Source organism: Acinetobacter sp. NIPH 817, from assembly GCF_000368405.1.
In the GTDB taxonomy this organism is placed as follows: Bacteria; Pseudomonadota; Gammaproteobacteria; order Pseudomonadales; family Moraxellaceae; genus Acinetobacter.
Genome location: NZ_KB849420.1, coordinates 3,070,670 through 3,086,636, shown reverse-complemented (window position 1 = coordinate 3,086,636; position 15,967 = coordinate 3,070,670). Strand labels below are relative to the sequence as shown.

At 43.3% G+C, this 15,967-nt stretch carries 10 protein-coding genes and 3 tRNA genes; 10 read left to right on the top strand and 3 right to left on the bottom strand.

Annotated elements, in window-relative coordinates; genetic code table 11:
• Nucleotides 1-7 precede the first annotated feature (7 nt).
• From F968_RS18140 to F968_RS18110, 7 genes are read left to right on the top strand one after another with little or no spacing between them, the layout of a single operon-like run.
• Complete coding sequence (locus F968_RS18140; RefSeq protein ID WP_081399718.1) at nt 8-1,783, top strand: acyl-CoA dehydrogenase family protein; 1,776 nt, start codon at nt 8-10, stop codon at nt 1,781-1,783.
• Nucleotides 1,780-2,040 (top strand): acyl carrier protein, encoded by a 261-nt coding sequence (locus tag F968_RS18135; RefSeq protein WP_004795344.1) that lies wholly within the window; start codon nt 1,780-1,782, stop codon nt 2,038-2,040. The genes F968_RS18140 and F968_RS18135 overlap by 4 nt, the downstream gene beginning before the upstream one ends.
• Nucleotides 2,037-5,996, top strand: coding sequence for a non-ribosomal peptide synthetase (locus F968_RS18130; RefSeq protein WP_004795343.1), 3,960 nt, complete (start codon nt 2,037-2,039; stop codon nt 5,994-5,996). The genes F968_RS18135 and F968_RS18130 overlap by 4 nt, the downstream gene beginning before the upstream one ends.
• Nucleotides 5,997-6,020: 24 nt before the next feature.
• The gene (locus F968_RS18125; RefSeq protein ID WP_004795341.1) at nt 6,021-9,674 is read left to right on the top strand and encodes an outer membrane lipoprotein-sorting protein; all 3,654 of its coding nucleotides are present in this window, start codon (nt 6,021-6,023) and stop codon (nt 9,672-9,674) included.
• Nucleotides 9,671-10,945 carry a hypothetical protein gene (locus F968_RS18120; RefSeq protein WP_004795340.1) on the top strand — a complete coding sequence of 425 codons (1,275 nt, stop codon included), beginning with the start codon at nt 9,671-9,673 and terminating at the stop codon, nt 10,943-10,945. The genes F968_RS18125 and F968_RS18120 overlap by 4 nt, the downstream gene beginning before the upstream one ends.
• A 53-nt stretch (nt 10,946-10,998) precedes the next feature.
• The gene (locus F968_RS18115) at nt 10,999-12,852 is read left to right on the top strand and encodes an alpha/beta fold hydrolase (protein WP_004795338.1); all 1,854 of its coding nucleotides are present in this window, start codon (nt 10,999-11,001) and stop codon (nt 12,850-12,852) included.
• Nucleotides 12,852-13,613, top strand: coding sequence for a 4'-phosphopantetheinyl transferase family protein (locus tag F968_RS18110; RefSeq protein WP_004795336.1), 762 nt, complete (start codon nt 12,852-12,854; stop codon nt 13,611-13,613). Before F968_RS18115 ends, F968_RS18110 begins: the two co-directional genes overlap by 1 nt.
• Nucleotides 13,614-13,780: 167 nt before the next feature.
• On the opposite strand, the gene F968_RS18105 is transcribed toward F968_RS18110, so the two are convergent.
• The 3 genes from F968_RS18105 to F968_RS18095 form a co-directional block, all read right to left on the bottom strand.
• Nucleotides 13,781-13,856: transfer RNA gene (locus tag F968_RS18105), tRNA-Gly, on the bottom strand.
• A 45-nt stretch (nt 13,857-13,901) separates the two neighbouring features.
• Nucleotides 13,902-13,977 (bottom strand) — tRNA-Gly (locus F968_RS18100).
• Between the two features lie 45 nt (nt 13,978-14,022).
• A tRNA-Gly gene (locus F968_RS18095) sits at nt 14,023-14,098 on the bottom strand.
• A 229-nt stretch (nt 14,099-14,327) separates the two neighbouring features.
• On the opposite strand from F968_RS18095, the gene F968_RS18090 reads away from it, so the two are divergent.
• The 3 genes from F968_RS18090 to F968_RS18080 all read left to right on the top strand — a co-directional run bounded on the left by F968_RS18090 (nt 14,328) and on the right by F968_RS18080 (nt 15,959).
• Nucleotides 14,328-14,636 (top strand): BolA family protein, encoded by a 309-nt coding sequence (locus F968_RS18090; RefSeq protein ID WP_004795334.1) that lies wholly within the window; start codon nt 14,328-14,330, stop codon nt 14,634-14,636.
• 11 nt (nt 14,637-14,647) lie between these two features.
• On the top strand, nt 14,648-15,040 hold the full coding sequence (locus F968_RS18085) for a SirB2 family protein (protein WP_004795332.1): 393 nt from the start codon (nt 14,648-14,650) through the stop codon (nt 15,038-15,040).
• A gap of 76 nt (nt 15,041-15,116) precedes the next feature.
• Nucleotides 15,117-15,959 (top strand): ParA family protein, encoded by an 843-nt coding sequence (locus F968_RS18080; protein ID WP_004795329.1) that lies wholly within the window; start codon nt 15,117-15,119, stop codon nt 15,957-15,959.
• Nucleotides 15,960-15,967 lie beyond the last annotated feature (8 nt).

Here is a 15,967-nt window from a genome sequence, read left to right as displayed (position 1 = left end):
ATCTAATTTGCGGCAGTTTCAATCTGCTGCTCGTCTGGAGCAAATTTTAGGCTCCGTACATGATACTAACAACGATTTTTCTTGGTCCGCTGCCATTGAGCGCGATGAGAAGGAACAATACCCTCAGCGTGCTGTTGATTTTCTGAATGCCGTGGGCATGAACCGTTTTTATGTACCTTCAGAGCTTGGAGGTCGCATGGAAATTGGTGAAGAGTTGCTATATCTGCATCGTGTGCTGGCACGACGTGATCTAACCATCAACTCGACCTATAGCACGAATGCTTGGTCTGTGATCGTATGGATCGGCGGTAATGCGAACCAATGCCAAAACATTGCTAGTCGAATTTTGAGTGGTGCTGCACCAGCGCTGGCTTATAGTGAGAAAGCGCACGGAGCTGACCTTTTATCTAGTGAAGTAACTGCACAAGCTACTGAAAGCAAGTACGTCTTGAATGGCGAAAAATGGTCAATCAATCGCGCTACTCTAGGTGACTCTTTAAGTCTGATTGCTAAAACGTCGGATGATCGTGGACCACGTAGCCTGAGTGCATTCTGGCTTGATAAGCGTCATATGGTTTCTAAGGGAACTTATAGCCTGAACCGCCTGCCAACAGTGGGTATGCGTGGGTTAGATATCAGTGGTATCGGCTTTAATAATGCTGAAATTCACAAAGATGCTCTGATCGGTGAAGAAGGTCAGGGCTTAGAGCTTGGACTCAAGACGCTACAGGTGACGCGTGCATATTGCAGCAGCTTCTCTTTAGGCGCGGGCGATACGATGCTGCGCATCGCGACTGAGTTTGCTATTGAGCGTGAGTTATATAACAAAAAAGTAATAAGCATTCCGCTGGTGCGTGAGCAACTGGCTACAGCCTATGCCTATCTATTGGCGGCTGAGGTGTTGTCACTCGTTGGTGCGCGTGGGTTACATGTTTGTATCAATCAGTTCAGCACATGGTCACCGATCATTAAGGTACTGGTGCCTGAGTATGTAGAGTCACTCGCTAAGATCACTTCCTCAGTGCTTGGGTCACGTTTTTTCTTAAGAAATGCATATGCTGATGGAATGTACCAGAAAGCGTTCAGAGATCATCTGATTGTTAGTGTGTTTGACGGCAGTAGCACCGTCTGTCTAGACAGCCTGAGTTTTCAGCTCAAATCTGCCAATAAAGGCCGTAGCAAAAAAGTAAACCATCTCGACCAAGCCGAAGCTAAAGCACGCTATCACCAGTTATATGACTTACAGGTGAAGACGGATGCTATTGATTTTCGTGAGCTTGAGATTTTCAACCGCGATGGTGACTTGGTGATGGAGTCACTGGGAACGATCATCGGGATGCTTAACGATGCGGACGTTACAGAGGGACTGACTGCTGAGATTCTGTCCCCGCTACGTGAACGTGCTGATCAACTTCTTATCGAGCAGCACACGCTAGATCAAAAAATTCAGGATTATTTCTCAAATTCAGAAGCGGCCAAAGAGTTTGAAACATTACGTTTCAGCTTGGCCCGTGACTATGCTGAGTTATTTTCTCGCATTGCTGTGCTGGGTTTTTGGATATTTAACCGTCATGGCTTAAGACCTGCTTTACAGGATGGTGCGTGGCTGATCATTTTCCTAAATGCTGCTGAAGGGCAGGCATCCCCTCCAATGACATCACTACGTGAAAGCACATTGGCAGATCTGCTAGACCGAATTTCAACCAACCATATGTTATCTGTCATCGATTTTGCACTGGCACCACGTGATGCCAAGCCGGTTAAAGAGGAGATTACCCCATGAATAAAGATAAAGCTTACTGGAGCGCAATTATTCGTACGCTAGTAGCCAAAGAAATGCGCGTAGAGCCTGAGACGATTAATCCAGATCAAAAATTTACCAGTTACGGTCTTGATTCGATCGTTGCTTTGTCTGTGTCTGGGGATTTAGAAGATCTGACAAAACTAGAGCTTGAACCGACACTACTATGGGATTACCCGACAATTAATGCGTTGGCTGAATATCTTGTTTCTGAGTTGCAACAGGGAGTTGCTTCGTGAATAACCTTGTACGACTAGAACCAGAAGTTCTGTCACGTCATGCGATTTCTGCAGAACAGCTTGGCATCTGGTATATCCAGCGCCTTGAGTCGACCTGCAGTGCCTACAATATGGTGGTGGCCTTTGATGTGAAGGTCAACCAACCATTAGGCAATAAGCCGATGGAGATTCTAGAAGCGGTAATGCATGATTATCCGCTGCTACGTGTAAGTATGCCTGCCAATGATCAGGGTATTGAGCAACTTATCTGGGATCGAATCTATCCTAATATCGTCTTCTCTGATGCTCGCCATGTTGATGCATCTGATTTGACACAATTGGTCGAGCAGGATACTAAACAGCCGTTTGACCTAACTCAGCCACCGCTGTGGCGTATTCATTGTTATGAACGTGGTGAAAATCACTATGTGATTGCAGTCGTGATTCATCATGCCCTCATGGATTTCTGGTCGATTGGTCTCTTGCTGCGCGATGTCGGCAAACGTTTTGGACTAGTTACAGAGTCGGATACAGTGAATGGAATCGAGTTCGCACAGTATGCTGATAAGCAGCAGAGTACTGTGATTGACGATGCTGATGAGAGTCTACTTTTCTGGAAAAATGCGTTACAACATGCACCACATGTGCATAGCATTCCGCTTGATTATCCTCGACCTGCTGTGCAGCAACACAAAGGTAGCTCACTGGTGTTCCGTGTGCCTGAGTCAGTGTCGTCTGGTCTTGTGAACTTAGCGAAAGATTATGAGATCACGCTGTTTGGACTCGTACTCTCTGGCTTCTATATCCTGCTACACAAGCTATCAAATGAAAATGAACTCGTTATTGCTACACCTGTAGCTGGTCGACTTGAGCGCTCGTTGCGCAATGCGCTGGGGCAGTTTGTCAATACGATTGCTATTCACATGGACATTGATGCTGACCAGACTTTACGTCAATTTACACAGCAGGTTCAGGAACAATTAAGACAGAGCCTCAAGCATCAAAAAGTTGCCTTTTCCAGAGTGGTTGAAGCTGTTTCACCAAAGCGTGATGGCAGTATTAACCCATTAGCTCAGGTGGGGATGTTCTGGGAACGTCTAGGTGGCATGGATGAGTTTAAAGAACTACTCCTGCCAATCCAGACCCCAGCGACTTTGGTCGGCCAAGACCTGACCTTAGGAAGTTTTCCAGTTCGCCAGCAAGAAGGTCAATTAGATCTTACGCTGGAAATGGGCGGTGAATACCAAGGCGAACTGGTTGGTGTATTGAAATATAACTCCGAGCTATTTTCTGCACAGTCTGCCGAGAATATGGTGCAACTGCTGCAAGCTGTACTATCAGAGATGGTGGCTCATCCTGAACGTAAGATCGTTGAGTTAGATATTGCACCTGATTATGTGGATGGCATCCAGTTTGAGGCCCTACGTGGACAGGCGACTGATTATCCTCAACATGATCTACTGGCAATGATTCTAAAGCAGATTGATGAGCGTGGTGAAAATCATGCTTTGACCTCGAAGGATCATGCAGTTAGCTATCGTGAGTTAGGTCAACATATCGCTGGTATTGCTGAATATTTGCGTGCGCATGGCGTTATTCGTGGTGATCGTGTAGGTCTGATGTTAGATCGCACAGCTTTATTGCCAGCAGCAATCCTCGGGATCTGGGCAGCAGGAGCAGCTTATGTACCGCTAGATCCTAATTTCCCAAGTGAACGTTTGCACAACATCATCGAAGATGCTGAACCTAAAGTCATCTTAACTCAAACCGAGTTGATGGATGCTCTTAACGTTTCTGTGCCGCGTTTAGATATCAATCAAGCTGGCGTTGTGCCACTGGAGCAAGTGCGCGAGACGCTGGCCTTTGGTGAAACCGCTTATGTGATGTACACCTCAGGCTCGACAGGTAAGCCTAAAGGTGTGCGTATTGGGCATCCTTCAATCATCAATTTCTTGCTATCTATGAATGATAGGTTGCAAGTAACGACTGAGACTCAGTTGTTAGCAATCACCACTTATGCATTTGATATCTCGATTCTTGAGTTGCTCATTCCGCTGATGTACGGCGGTGTAGTACATGTTTGCCCACGTGAGGTATCACAAGACGGCAATCAATTGGTGGATTATCTAAATACTAAATCTATCAATGTTTTGCAGGCAACACCGGCTTCTTGGAAAATGCTCTTAGATAGCGAGTGGAGCGGCAATACAGGGTTGACTGCACTCTGTGGAGGCGAAGCACTAGATACTATTCTTGCAGAAAAACTGCTGGGTAAAGTCGGCTGTCTTTGGAATGTGTATGGACCAACCGAAACTACAGTGTGGTCTAGTGCAGCTCGTATCACCGATGCAAAGTGTATTGATTTAGGCGAACCACTAGCGAACACCCAGCTTTATGTTCTTGATGAACAGCAACGTTTAGTCCCACCGGGCGTCATGGGTGAGCTTTGGATTGGAGGTGATGGTCTAGCAGTTGATTACTGGCATCGACCTGAACTGACAGATGCTCAATTTAGAACTTTGCCATCTCTACCAAATGCTGGTCGACTCTATCGTACCGGAGATAAAGTTTGTCTGCGTACGGATGGAAGTTTGACTCATCATGGACGTCTAGATTTCCAAGTCAAGATTCGTGGATTCCGTATTGAACTAGGCGAAATCGAGAATGTTATCAAACAGATCGACGGTATCACCGATGCAGTTGTACTGGTTAAGAGTACAGCCAGTAACGATCAAAAACTGGTGGCTTATTTAACTGGACATGAGATTGACATTGCTAGTTTGAAAAAGACGATGCAAATCCATCTACCAGCTTACATGGTACCAAATACGTTTATGACGTTGGATGAATTTCCAATGACGGCCAACAATAAGTTGGATCGTAAAGCGTTTCCTGAGCCTGTGTTTGAACAAAGTAACGATTATGTTGCACCACGTGATCCGATTGAAATTGAACTGTGTACTACTTTTGAGCAGATTTTATCGGTTAAACGGGTTGGTATACATGATGACTTCTTTGACTTGGGTGGACATTCGTTACTTGCTGTGAAGCTTGTTAATCACCTCAAAAAAGCATTTGGTACCGAACTATCAGTTGCTTTGCTGGCCCAATATTCCACTGTGGAGAGTTTGGGTGAGATCATTCGTGAAAATAAAGAAATTAAGCCTTCCATTGTAATTGAACTACGCCGTGGAACTTACGAGCAACCACTGTGGTTGTTCCATCCAATTGGTGGTAGCACCTTCTGTTATATGGAACTTTCGCGCCATCTCAATCCGAAACGTACCTTGCGTGCTATTCAGTCTCCTGGACTGATTGAGGCAGATGCTGCAGAAGTGGCAATCGAAGATATGGCAACGCTCTATATTGCTGAAATGCAAAAGATGCAGCCTGAGGGACCTTATTTCCTCGGTGGATGGTGCTTTGGTGGTGCGATCGCATACGAGATCAGTCATCAGCTGCGTCAAATGGGACAGCAGGTCACAGGTATTGTCATGATCGATACCCGTGCTCCAATTCCAGAGAATGTACCTGAAGATGCTGATGATGCGATGCTTTTGTCTTGGTTTGCCCGTGATTTGGCTGCGCCTTATGGCAAGAAGTTGACGATCCCAGCGCAATACTTGCGTGAATTGAGTCCAGATCACATGTTTGATCATGTGCTTAAAGAAGCCAAGGCCATCAATGTCCTGCCTCTAGATGCAGACCCCTCAGATTTCCGACTTTACTTTGATACCTATTTGGCGAATGGCATCGCACTCCAGACTTATTTCCCAGAGCCTGAAGAGTTTCCGATTCTTTTTGTGAAGGCCAAAGATGAACCAGAAGATTTTGGGGAAAGCCTAGGTTGGGATCAATTGGTTAAAGACACCTTTAAACAGGTGGATCTTCCTGGTGACCATTCATCAATTATGTACGCTGAGAATGTCGTGGCTGTTGCCCAGACAATTGATCAGATGTATCCAATTCCCGCATAAGAAATACAAGAAGGTAGAACCACTATGGTGACCATAGAACATGCTTTCCTCATACCGGCCGAGATTGACAAGGTTTTTAACTATCTTGCAAACCCGGCCAATGATGCAGGTTGGCAATTGTCGTGTAAGCATTCTGAACTGCTAGACAATACTCCACGTGTGGGCAGCAAGTATGAAATCGGTTTTAGCTTTATTGGGCGTGAGATGTCCTTTAAAGGTGAAATTACACATCTAGTACCGAACGAATTGTATGCGTTTAAAGTAGTGGAAGGACCCTTTCACTACACTGGGACTTACCGTTTCAAACCACATGCAGAAGGTACCTGGATTGAATGGGTGTTTGAGGCAGAGCCAGGCAGCTTTTTTGGTGTATTGCCCCCCGCACTGCTAAAAAAGATGGTTCTTGCTCAGTTTAAAAAAGATGTTGCTAATCTTGAAGCATTGGCTCAGAAGGGTGAAGCCTATGAGTCGGTTGGCAACGATGGTAAGCAAACGCATGAGACCAATAGTAAACCACTTCGTAAAACTCATCAGATGATGGAACAATACGCGCGTTGGATTCTCAGACATCGCCGTATTGTACTGACTGTGGTGATGCTTTTAACGCTTGCCTTGGCATATCTCGCATCTGGCGTAAAAATTATTATTGATCCAGATGCGCTTGCCCCCAAAGGTCATCCTTATATCACCTCCACCAAGCTGATTGAAAAGAAATTTGGCTCCAAGTATATGGTCGTGATTGGTATTACACCGAAGCAGGGTGATATTTATCAGCCGCAAGTATTAGAAAAAGTCAAACGTATTACCGAAGAAGTTGATAATGCTCCGGGCGTGGTTCGATCTACTCTAATGAGTCTGGCTGCACGTCAGGCCAAAGGGATCACCGCTAATTCGGATGGATTTGATGCCAAGAAACTACTGCCGAATAGTTCTGTGACCGAGAGTGATGTCGATCACCTGAAAAAACTGCTGGCACTGAATCCGATCTATATGAATTCGGTAGTATCTAAAGATCAGAAAACTGCTGCTATTTTGCTTGAACTTGAGGAAAGTCCAGAAGGCTTCCAAAAGATGATGGGCCCGATCAACAAAATCGTAGCGGCTGAACAGTCTAAGGATATGACCATCAGTGTTGGTGGTAATCCAGTCTATTTAGATAAAGCTGAAGATTATTCTAAGCGTATCAACATCTTGTTCCCAATTGCCGTGTTGGTTATTGGATTATTGCACTTCGAAGCATTCCGCAGTAAACAAGGCCTGATTCTGCCACTCGTTACAGCTTTACTGTCTGTAGCATGGGGTATGGGCATGATGGGCTTGTTCAAACAGCCAATGGATATCTTTAACTCGCCTACGCCAATTCTGATTCTGGCCATTGCGGCAGGGCACGCCGTGCAGTTGCTCAAGCGCTACTATGAAGATTTTGATCGTCTGATTGCCCAAGGGATGGAGCCTAAAGCTGCAAATAGCGAAGCCGTGGTGCAGTCTATGGTTCGTGTTGGTCCGGTTATGATATTGGCTGGCGGAATTGCAGCGGCTGGATTCTTCTCGCTGTTGACCTTTAATATTCCGACCATCCGTTCATTCGGTATTTTTACAGGAATTGGGATCATCAGTACGCTGATTATTGAGATGACTTTTATTCCTGTACTTCGCTCGATGCTACCACCGCCTTCGGTTACCAAGGTCGCACGCAAAGGTTTACCGATCTGGGACTGGATTCCAAAACGCATTGGCGATGTCATTTTGTCAGTTCGTCCGCGAATGATGCTAATGACTGTGATTGCAGTACTGGGTGTTTTTCTTGCTATTGGCACAAGCCGTATTGTGGTGGATAACGATAGCCGTAACTTCTTCTCGCGCGACCTACCAATGCAGCAAGATGACAGATTTCTGAATCAGTCTCTTGGCGGTACAAACAGTCTCTACATCATGGTCGATACAAAGGTTCGTGATGGTATTGAAAATCCAGAAATTCTAAAAGCGATTGATAATACAGAAAAGTTTGCGAATTCAATTCCAGAGGTCGGTAAAACCATCTCTATCGTGGACTATATCAAGAGAATGAATCAGGCAATGAATGCCGATCAGCCACAGGCATTTCAGGTCCCTGCAACGAAAGATGTTGTTGCTCAGTATCTGCTGTTGTACTCAATGTCTGGTGAGCCGACTGATTTTGAATCTTACATTGATACGACTCAGCGCTATGCCAAGATCACGATTCTGTTAAAAACAGGTAGTAATCACCGCATCAAAGAAATTCTTGAGTCGCTAAAAACGTATATGGCGGGTCAATTGGGCGATAAGGCTGTTGTAAGTTTTGGTGGTGATGTGACTCAGACCATTGCTTTGACTGAAACAATGGTTCACGGCAAGCTTATGAACATTCTACAGATTTCATTTGCCGTATTCTTTATCTCAGCGCTAGTTTTCCGTTCGCTCTCTGCGGGATTGATTGTCCTGACACCACTTCTATTCTCGATTCTTGCGATCTTTGGTGTGATGGGCTGGCTCGACATTCCGCTCAATATTCCGAACTCCCTCATCTCGGCCATGGCTGTCGGTATTGGTGCAGATTATGCCATTTACTTCCTCTATCGCTTGCGTGAAATCTTGCGCGAAGAAGGGGGCGATATCAAAGACGCTATTCGTAAAACTTTAAGTACTGCTGGTAAGGCTTCGCTTTTTGTCGCGACTGCGGTTGCTGGTGGTTACGGTGTGCTGTCCTTGTCGCAAGGCTTCCACGTCCATCAATGGCTAGCGATGTTTATTGTGATTGCGATGCTTTTCAGTGTATTTGCAACCTTAATTATGGTACCTACAATGATTCTAATGTTGAAACCTGGTTTTATCTTTCCCTCAAATAAGAAGAACATTACTGTTGCACAAACTGTTGTGACAAGTCTCTTGTTAGGTACGGCACTCACCATGTCAATGCCTAAAACATCTTATGCAGATGAAGTTCAAGACATTGTTAATCGTAGTGATGATGCTTCTAAGTTCCTGAGCTCAAGTGCTAGTGCTAAATTTGTGCTGATGTCTAAAAGCGGAGAGCAACGCGTACGTTTGACTAAAAATATGACTAAGCTTGCTGGAAATACTCAGAACAATATGCGTTTGACTGAATTCATCTCGCCTGCAGATGTACAAGGAACCACCACGCTGTTGATTGAGAACTCAAAAGGCAGTGATAGCATGTTTGTCTATTTGCCTGCATTGAAAAAAGTACGCCGTCTGGCATCGGCGAATAAGGGCGATGCTTTTATTGGTACGGACTTTAGTTATGGTGATGTACTTGGCTATAAGCTAAGTGACTGGAAATACACGAAACTGGCAGATGGCAAATTTAATGGCAAAGATTGCTACATGATTGAAGCAACGCCAATCAATAATACTGTGAAGAGTGACTTTGGTTATAGCAAACGTCGCATGTGCATACTCAAAGACAACTTTGTTACAGCAACCATCGACATTTGGGATACTGCAGGTAAGCCGTTAAAACATATTGAGTTCACGGATATCCGTCCTTACGGCAAAGTGAAACCAAGATGGCAGGCCATGAAATCTATGGCAAAGAATCTGCAAACTCAGCATATGACACAAGTTATCGTTAGTGATTTTGTCGCAGAAAAAACCTTATCTGATAAGATTTTCTCACCGCAGAGCCTTGAAAAATGACGCAAGGTGCCTATTGGGTATTTGCATGCTGCAGTAGCTTTATGCTACTGCAGCATGCTTATGCAGATGACAGCGAAATTAGTTTTGTGAGCCAGAACTCAGCCAGATTAGATGTGTGGTCATCGGATCGTGATCTAAGCTCGTTAAAAAACATTGGGCAAGCAAGTTTCTGGTCCAATGGTACGCTCAAGTTTAACCCTGAGTTTAAGATCCATTACGACATAAATATTGGAGACGAAACGGACCATACTGTAAACCCAGATCAGGTAAGTAAGGTGAATCGCAACTTACGTGAGTTGTACGCATCTTATAACTGGGATCAGACGTTTTATCTCGACGTTGGTCGCCAGATTGTAGTCTGGGGGAGAGCTGACGGGATTAACCCAACGGATAACCTATCGCCCCGTGACTATACGCGTCTAGTGCCAGATGAGACAGATCAGCGTCTTGGAAATGATGCTCTCAAATTGACGTATATTCCTGAATCTGGAACCAATAAATGGACCGCATTGTGGTATCCGCGTAGTCGTTCAGATGTGATTCCATTGCGTCAGATTGCTGGTGTTCAGTATGACATAGACCGTAAGAGTCGTCCTGCGTTTGCAATGCGTTGGGATTATTCCGTAGATGGTCTGGATGTTGGGGCATCGTATTTCTCAGGTTTGGATCACATGCCCGATTTGTCAGTTCTTTCAGCATCTCCAACAGGGGAGGCAACATTGCAGCTGAAAAATAATCCTATGTCCGTCTATGGATTTGATTTCAGTTATAACCATAACGATATCGTATGGCGTGGTGAAGCGGCATATACCCACACTGACTCGAATGGTAGTGAAGATCTTACCCATAAGAAAAATAATTTAACTGTGGTCATGGGACCGGAATTGTCATTAAAGAACTCCACGCTGAGTTTAGTAGGCGTGTACAAACATACGGAGGACTTTAGATCTGCCGACAGCTTAACAAATCCATTATTGAGAGAAGTTTACCGTTATCAGCAAACAATCAGTGACCAATATGAGCAGGATCAGTATGGAGCTATGCTGCGCTATGCACTTAACTTGCTGAACGATAATCTAAAGCTGGAAGTAACAGGATTCTATTTTGCACCAGAGCCTAATGAATTGTTGAGAATACGTATTAATTACAGCCTCAATGATCACTGGCAGTTGAATGCAGGTGGAGATCGCTTCTGGGGTAAAAATGATACGGTGTTAGGACAATTTAGAGATAACAGTCTGGTGTATGCCCAGATTCGATATAATTTTTAAGATAATTCGCTCCAAAACAATGCTGGAGTGCCCAGTCCCTAATAAGGTGATTTATGGATAATTTAAATAACGCAAAAAAAGATAATTTTTCACAGAAGACCATATTAGTAACAGGTGCAGCAGGTTTTATTGGCAGCAGACTGATCGTTGAACTTTTACGTGAAGGTCATCAGGTGATTGCTGCGCTGCGTAATGCCGCAACCAAGAAAGATAAGCTGTTAGGTTTCATTGCAACGCAAGGGCTAGTTGATCCATCTATTTCGTTTGTTGAATATGATTTAAGCCGTGACTTTAAGCTGGACTCTCTGCTAGCGGATGCTCAGGCAAAGATTCATGTTGTCTATCATCTTGCTGCATCATTTAATTGGGGCATTAGCAAAGCTGAAGCAGAGCGTACGAACATTAAATCAGGACTCGCTTTGATTGAATGGGCTGCAACATTGAAGCAGCTTGAACGATTCATCTGGATTGGCGGATATCGTGTGGCTGCTCCACCACAAGAGTCGGCTGATGAGTTGTATTGCAAACATGGTGGCTATGAGGCTTCGAAAATTTTGGGTTATCAAGCCTTCATTGAGGCCTGTAAGCGTTTAAATGTGCCATGGACTGCAATAAATCCAGCGACAGTCATTGATGGTTTCTATACATATGGCGATATGCAATATATTGGTGTCGCCGACATGATTGATAAGCTATATCAGGGCCGCTTGCTGGCATTGCCAGGTGGGCGTGACACATTCCTGCCGCTGTGCAATATGCAGTATATCGTGAGCTTTCTGATCCGAACGATGTCTTATCCTGAGACCATTGCTCAGGAGTATATGTTGCTTGATCCTAAGACACCCAAATTTCATCGTCTCGTTCACCTAGCTGCCGAGCATTTGGGAGTCAGCTCACCACATTTACAGGTACCCAAAGGTCTGCTCGAGAAATTACCTGAGGTATTACTTGACGGTTCTAAAGAGCAACTCTCTTTCATTTCTACCGAGCACTATCATGTTGCTGGGGCAGAGGCGATGGCGGCGAAGATGGGTATCGCTGACCTGATCAATATCAGTCCTTATTTCTCTCGCTGGATTGATCGCTTGGTTCTTACACGTTTTGGTCGCATGCAAGTACCAACACCTAGTCATTTCAGCTATCAGAATCGATATTGGACAGAAATTTATACTAAACAGCCAGTTAAATCAGAAAAATCATCTGCACTATTTTTACATGGGATTCCATTCGATAGTGCATGCTGGTCTCCAATAATCAATAAAATTACATATGATCAGGTGGCTATGATGGACTTGCCGGGACTTGGGCGTTCAGGCAGTTATGAGGTGGTGGAGGATAACAACCGTCAGTTTATCGACACTGCTGCAAAGCTTTTAGCGCCAAATAGTGTGGTTATTGCACACTCGTTAGGGTGTCTCTTTGCATTGAATCTTGCAAAGAAATATCCAGATAAAGTTGCGCGCCTTATCCTCATATCGCCTTATTTTGTTCAGGCGCAGGCCGCTAAAATGTTTCAGATAAAAACCATATCTAATCTAATTTTCCGTTTTGTGCCAAAAGATATGATTGCTAAAGACCTACATCCAGATGGACAACAAAATCCGTCTGTTGGTTATGCGATGGATTCATTACGTCGAGTGTCGGTAGCCAAGCATATTAGTGAGTACATGCACCGTATTAGTTTGCCGCAGCAGCGAGCAACTCAGACAGCTTTGTTAAATGAACTTAGTTCTAAAGTTGAAATCATTGTGGGAGATAAAGATCCAGTTGTTACCATAATAAGCTCAGATATCCCTATACATATTATCGCTGGCGCAGGCCATAATCCGCACGTTACACATGTAGATGAGGTTTCTGACTATCTCGCACCTGTTCTGATGAAATACAACAGCACTACCGCTTCCTAATGTCTGATCGTGCCCAAGTGCAGGTTTATGTCTGCCCAGTTTCACGGGTACCACAAGACCATTTGGTATTGAGTCATTATCTCGGCTTTCTCAGTTCGGCAGAGAAGCTGAGATATGATCAATATCATCCTAAGGCGGCTCGCCTTTTCTTAATCTCTCGCGTATTAGTGAAGACTGTCTTGGCGGATAAGCTAGGCATTTCTCCGCATGAGGTTAACCTCTTATTACATCCCAACGGCAAGCCTTTTGTACAAGGCAGCAAGGCTGTGTATTTTAATCTTACTCACTCAGCGGACATTATTATTCTTGCTGTGACTGAAGAGGGGGAAATAGGAGTTGATATTGAAAAAGTGGATCGTGAATTCGAGTGGATGCGTGTCGATAGTGTGTTAGACCTAAGTGAAATTGAATGGATTAAAGAGAAAGAACTCACTGATTCATCCAGTGTATTTCAGCGATTTTTTCAAATATGGACCTTAAAAGAATCCTATATTAAATGTACTGGCGAAGGAATGAGCCGTCATTTAAAGAAGCTCAACTTTCATGTGTTGCCTGAGCATATACAGTTTCTCGACTCAACCAATGATGCTCAAAAGACAGAAGAGTATTATTTTGAAAGCTATATATATGAATCCAACTTCATCTTTTCTATCTGTTTACAACAACGCCATAACCTAGAAAGATTTAATTTGAACTGTTTTCAATTATTACCCTTTATATCTACGCATCGAATAACTCCAACGCCTTGTACATATAACTAGATTGAACCTTTATAACTGACGATTTAAAAATGTGAATTTAGTAATGAAATATTTGGCTTTGAGCTGAGCTATTCTCAATGAATTACGCTGTGAATAGATAGACTGCAAAAATTATGAATCAATGAAAAGAAAAAAGCCCCAGTCTTTCGACTAGGGCTTTTTAAATTTGGAGCGGGAAACGAGACTCGAACTCGCGACCCCAACCTTGGCAAGGTTATGCTCTACCAACTGAGCTATTCCCGCATATATAAGCAGTTTTTACGAAAACTTTCTCAAAAAAAACCAATTTGGAGCGGGAAACGAGACTCGAACTCGCGACCCCAACCTTGGCAAGGTTATGCTCTACCAACTGAGCTATTCCCGCATATATAAGCAGTTTTTACGAAAACTTTCTCAAAAAAAACCAATTTGGAGCGGGAAACGAGACTCGAACTCGCGACCCCAACCTTGGCAAGGTTATGCTCTACCAACTGAGCTATTCCCGCGTGCCGCTTATAATACATTAAGCGAAACATGGGTCAACAACTTTATGCAAATAAATATGCTGATTGCATAAAATAAAAACAGAAATGAGCAATTAGATGTATTTTTATCGTTAAGTTGCCGAATAAATAGACATTTTGTTTGGGGTCAAAGCATACAAGAGCAACTTTTGTTTGTGTGTAGACAGGGTATACTAGGTTTAAATATACGAATAATCGTAAAGGAAAAGCTATGAGCCTTGAACAACAATTGATTGAACGGTTACAAACCCTTGCACCTAGCCATTTGGAAGTTACTAATGAGTCGGCTGGACATGGTGGTTATTTCCCCGGTAAAGAGTCACATTTTAAAGTGATTGTAGTGAGTGAAGAATTTAACGGATTACGTTTAGTTCAACGTCATCAAAAAGTTTATGCCTTAGCTTCAGACTTAATGAATCCAGGTCAAATTCACGCTTTAGCAATTCATGCCTACTTACCAAGTGAGTGGCAAGGTCAAGCACCTGCTAGTCCAGAATGTGCACATGCACCTAAAAGCTAAGGGCTAATTTCATGGATGCACATTTACTCACTAAAATTATTCATATGACTGCGGTGGCTGCTGCACTTATGGTTTTTGTCTTACGCGCTTCAACTCTGTTTGTAGGCGTGCAAGGGGAGCAACCAAATCCTGCGGGACGCAAAATATTAGTTGCCTTACAACATTTGTCGTTTACCGTAGTTTTTATTACGGGTGCAATTTTATTGGTCATGAAAGACTTTCAGGTACAGCCGTGGTTTTACGCTAAAATTATTCTATTTTTAGTCTTATTATCTTCTCTGATGAAAGCCTTTAAAAAAGATGACACTCTTTTATTGGCACAACGTAGGGCGGGTTTAATCATTAGTGCGATCGCATTTATTGCTATTATTATTTTAGTAATTGTGAAACCTGTTTTTGCTTAATTGTTCTACATTCTTTGCCTTTTTGCTTAAGCTCTAGGTTAAACTGCGTACAGTAAAAAAATATGCAGAGGGAAACATGTTAACTCGTGTGGTGTTTAACCAAAAAGGCGGTGTAGGGAAATCAAGTATTACTGTAAATTTGGCCGCAATTAGTGCCAAACATGGCTTAAGAACGTTGGTCATTGATCTTGATCCTCAAGCCAACTCTAGTCAGTACCTTTTAGGAGATGATGCAACCTATTCTGCTGAAAAATCAATTTTAGAACCAAATATCGAAAATTTCTTTGATGATGTGTTGGGGAACAATCAACAAAAAGGTCTAATCGGTAATGCGCTAGGTTCAATTTTAAAAGCCCCACGAAATAAAGATCTCGACAGTTTTGTACATTCAACTCCCTTTGCAAAATTAGATGTGCTTCCTGCTAGCCCAACACTAGGCGCTCTTGAGCATGCACTTGAAAGTAAACATAAAATTTATAAATTACGTGATTCAATTCAAAACTTAATTGGACGATATGATCGTATCTATATAGATACACCACCCGCATTCAACTTTTTTACTTTATCGGCACTCATTGCAGCAGATAAAGTCTTAATTCCCTTCGATTGTGATGTCTTTTCAAAGCGTGCGTTACAAACATTGATTGAAAATGTTCTCGAAACGCAAGATGATCATAATGATCGCTTGGAAATTGAAGGAATTGTTGTCAACCAATTTCAAGCTCAAGCAAAATTACCTCGGGAAGTGGTTCAGCAGTTGAAAGATGAAGGGTTGCCTGTACTTAATAGCATGTTACCGCCTTCGGTTTTAATGAAAGAATCGCATCAGAAAAATTTACCTTTGGCTCATTTGGCACCAGAACATAAATTGACTCAAGCTTACGAGACATTGTTTGGTGAAATTGAACCAAAACGATAAGAGAAAAA

What these genes read in the sequence shown, in the direction of transcription:
- F968_RS18135 (WP_004795344.1), top strand. Translation starts at nt 1,780, where the DNA reads ATGAATAAAGATAAAGCTTACTGGAGCGCAATTATTCGTACGCTAGTA.
- F968_RS18125 (WP_004795341.1), top strand. Translation starts at nt 6,021, where the DNA reads ATGGTGACCATAGAACATGCTTTCCTCATACCGGCCGAGATTGACAAG.
- F968_RS18120 (WP_004795340.1), top strand. Translation starts at nt 9,671, where the DNA reads ATGACGCAAGGTGCCTATTGGGTATTTGCATGCTGCAGTAGCTTTATG.
- F968_RS18115 (WP_004795338.1), top strand. Translation starts at nt 10,999, where the DNA reads ATGGATAATTTAAATAACGCAAAAAAAGATAATTTTTCACAGAAGACC.
- F968_RS18110 (WP_004795336.1), top strand. Translation starts at nt 12,852, where the DNA reads ATGTCTGATCGTGCCCAAGTGCAGGTTTATGTCTGCCCAGTTTCACGG.
- F968_RS18090 (WP_004795334.1), top strand. Translation starts at nt 14,328, where the DNA reads ATGAGCCTTGAACAACAATTGATTGAACGGTTACAAACCCTTGCACCT.
- F968_RS18085 (WP_004795332.1), top strand. Translation starts at nt 14,648, where the DNA reads ATGGATGCACATTTACTCACTAAAATTATTCATATGACTGCGGTGGCT.
- F968_RS18080 (WP_004795329.1), top strand. Translation starts at nt 15,117, where the DNA reads ATGTTAACTCGTGTGGTGTTTAACCAAAAAGGCGGTGTAGGGAAATCA.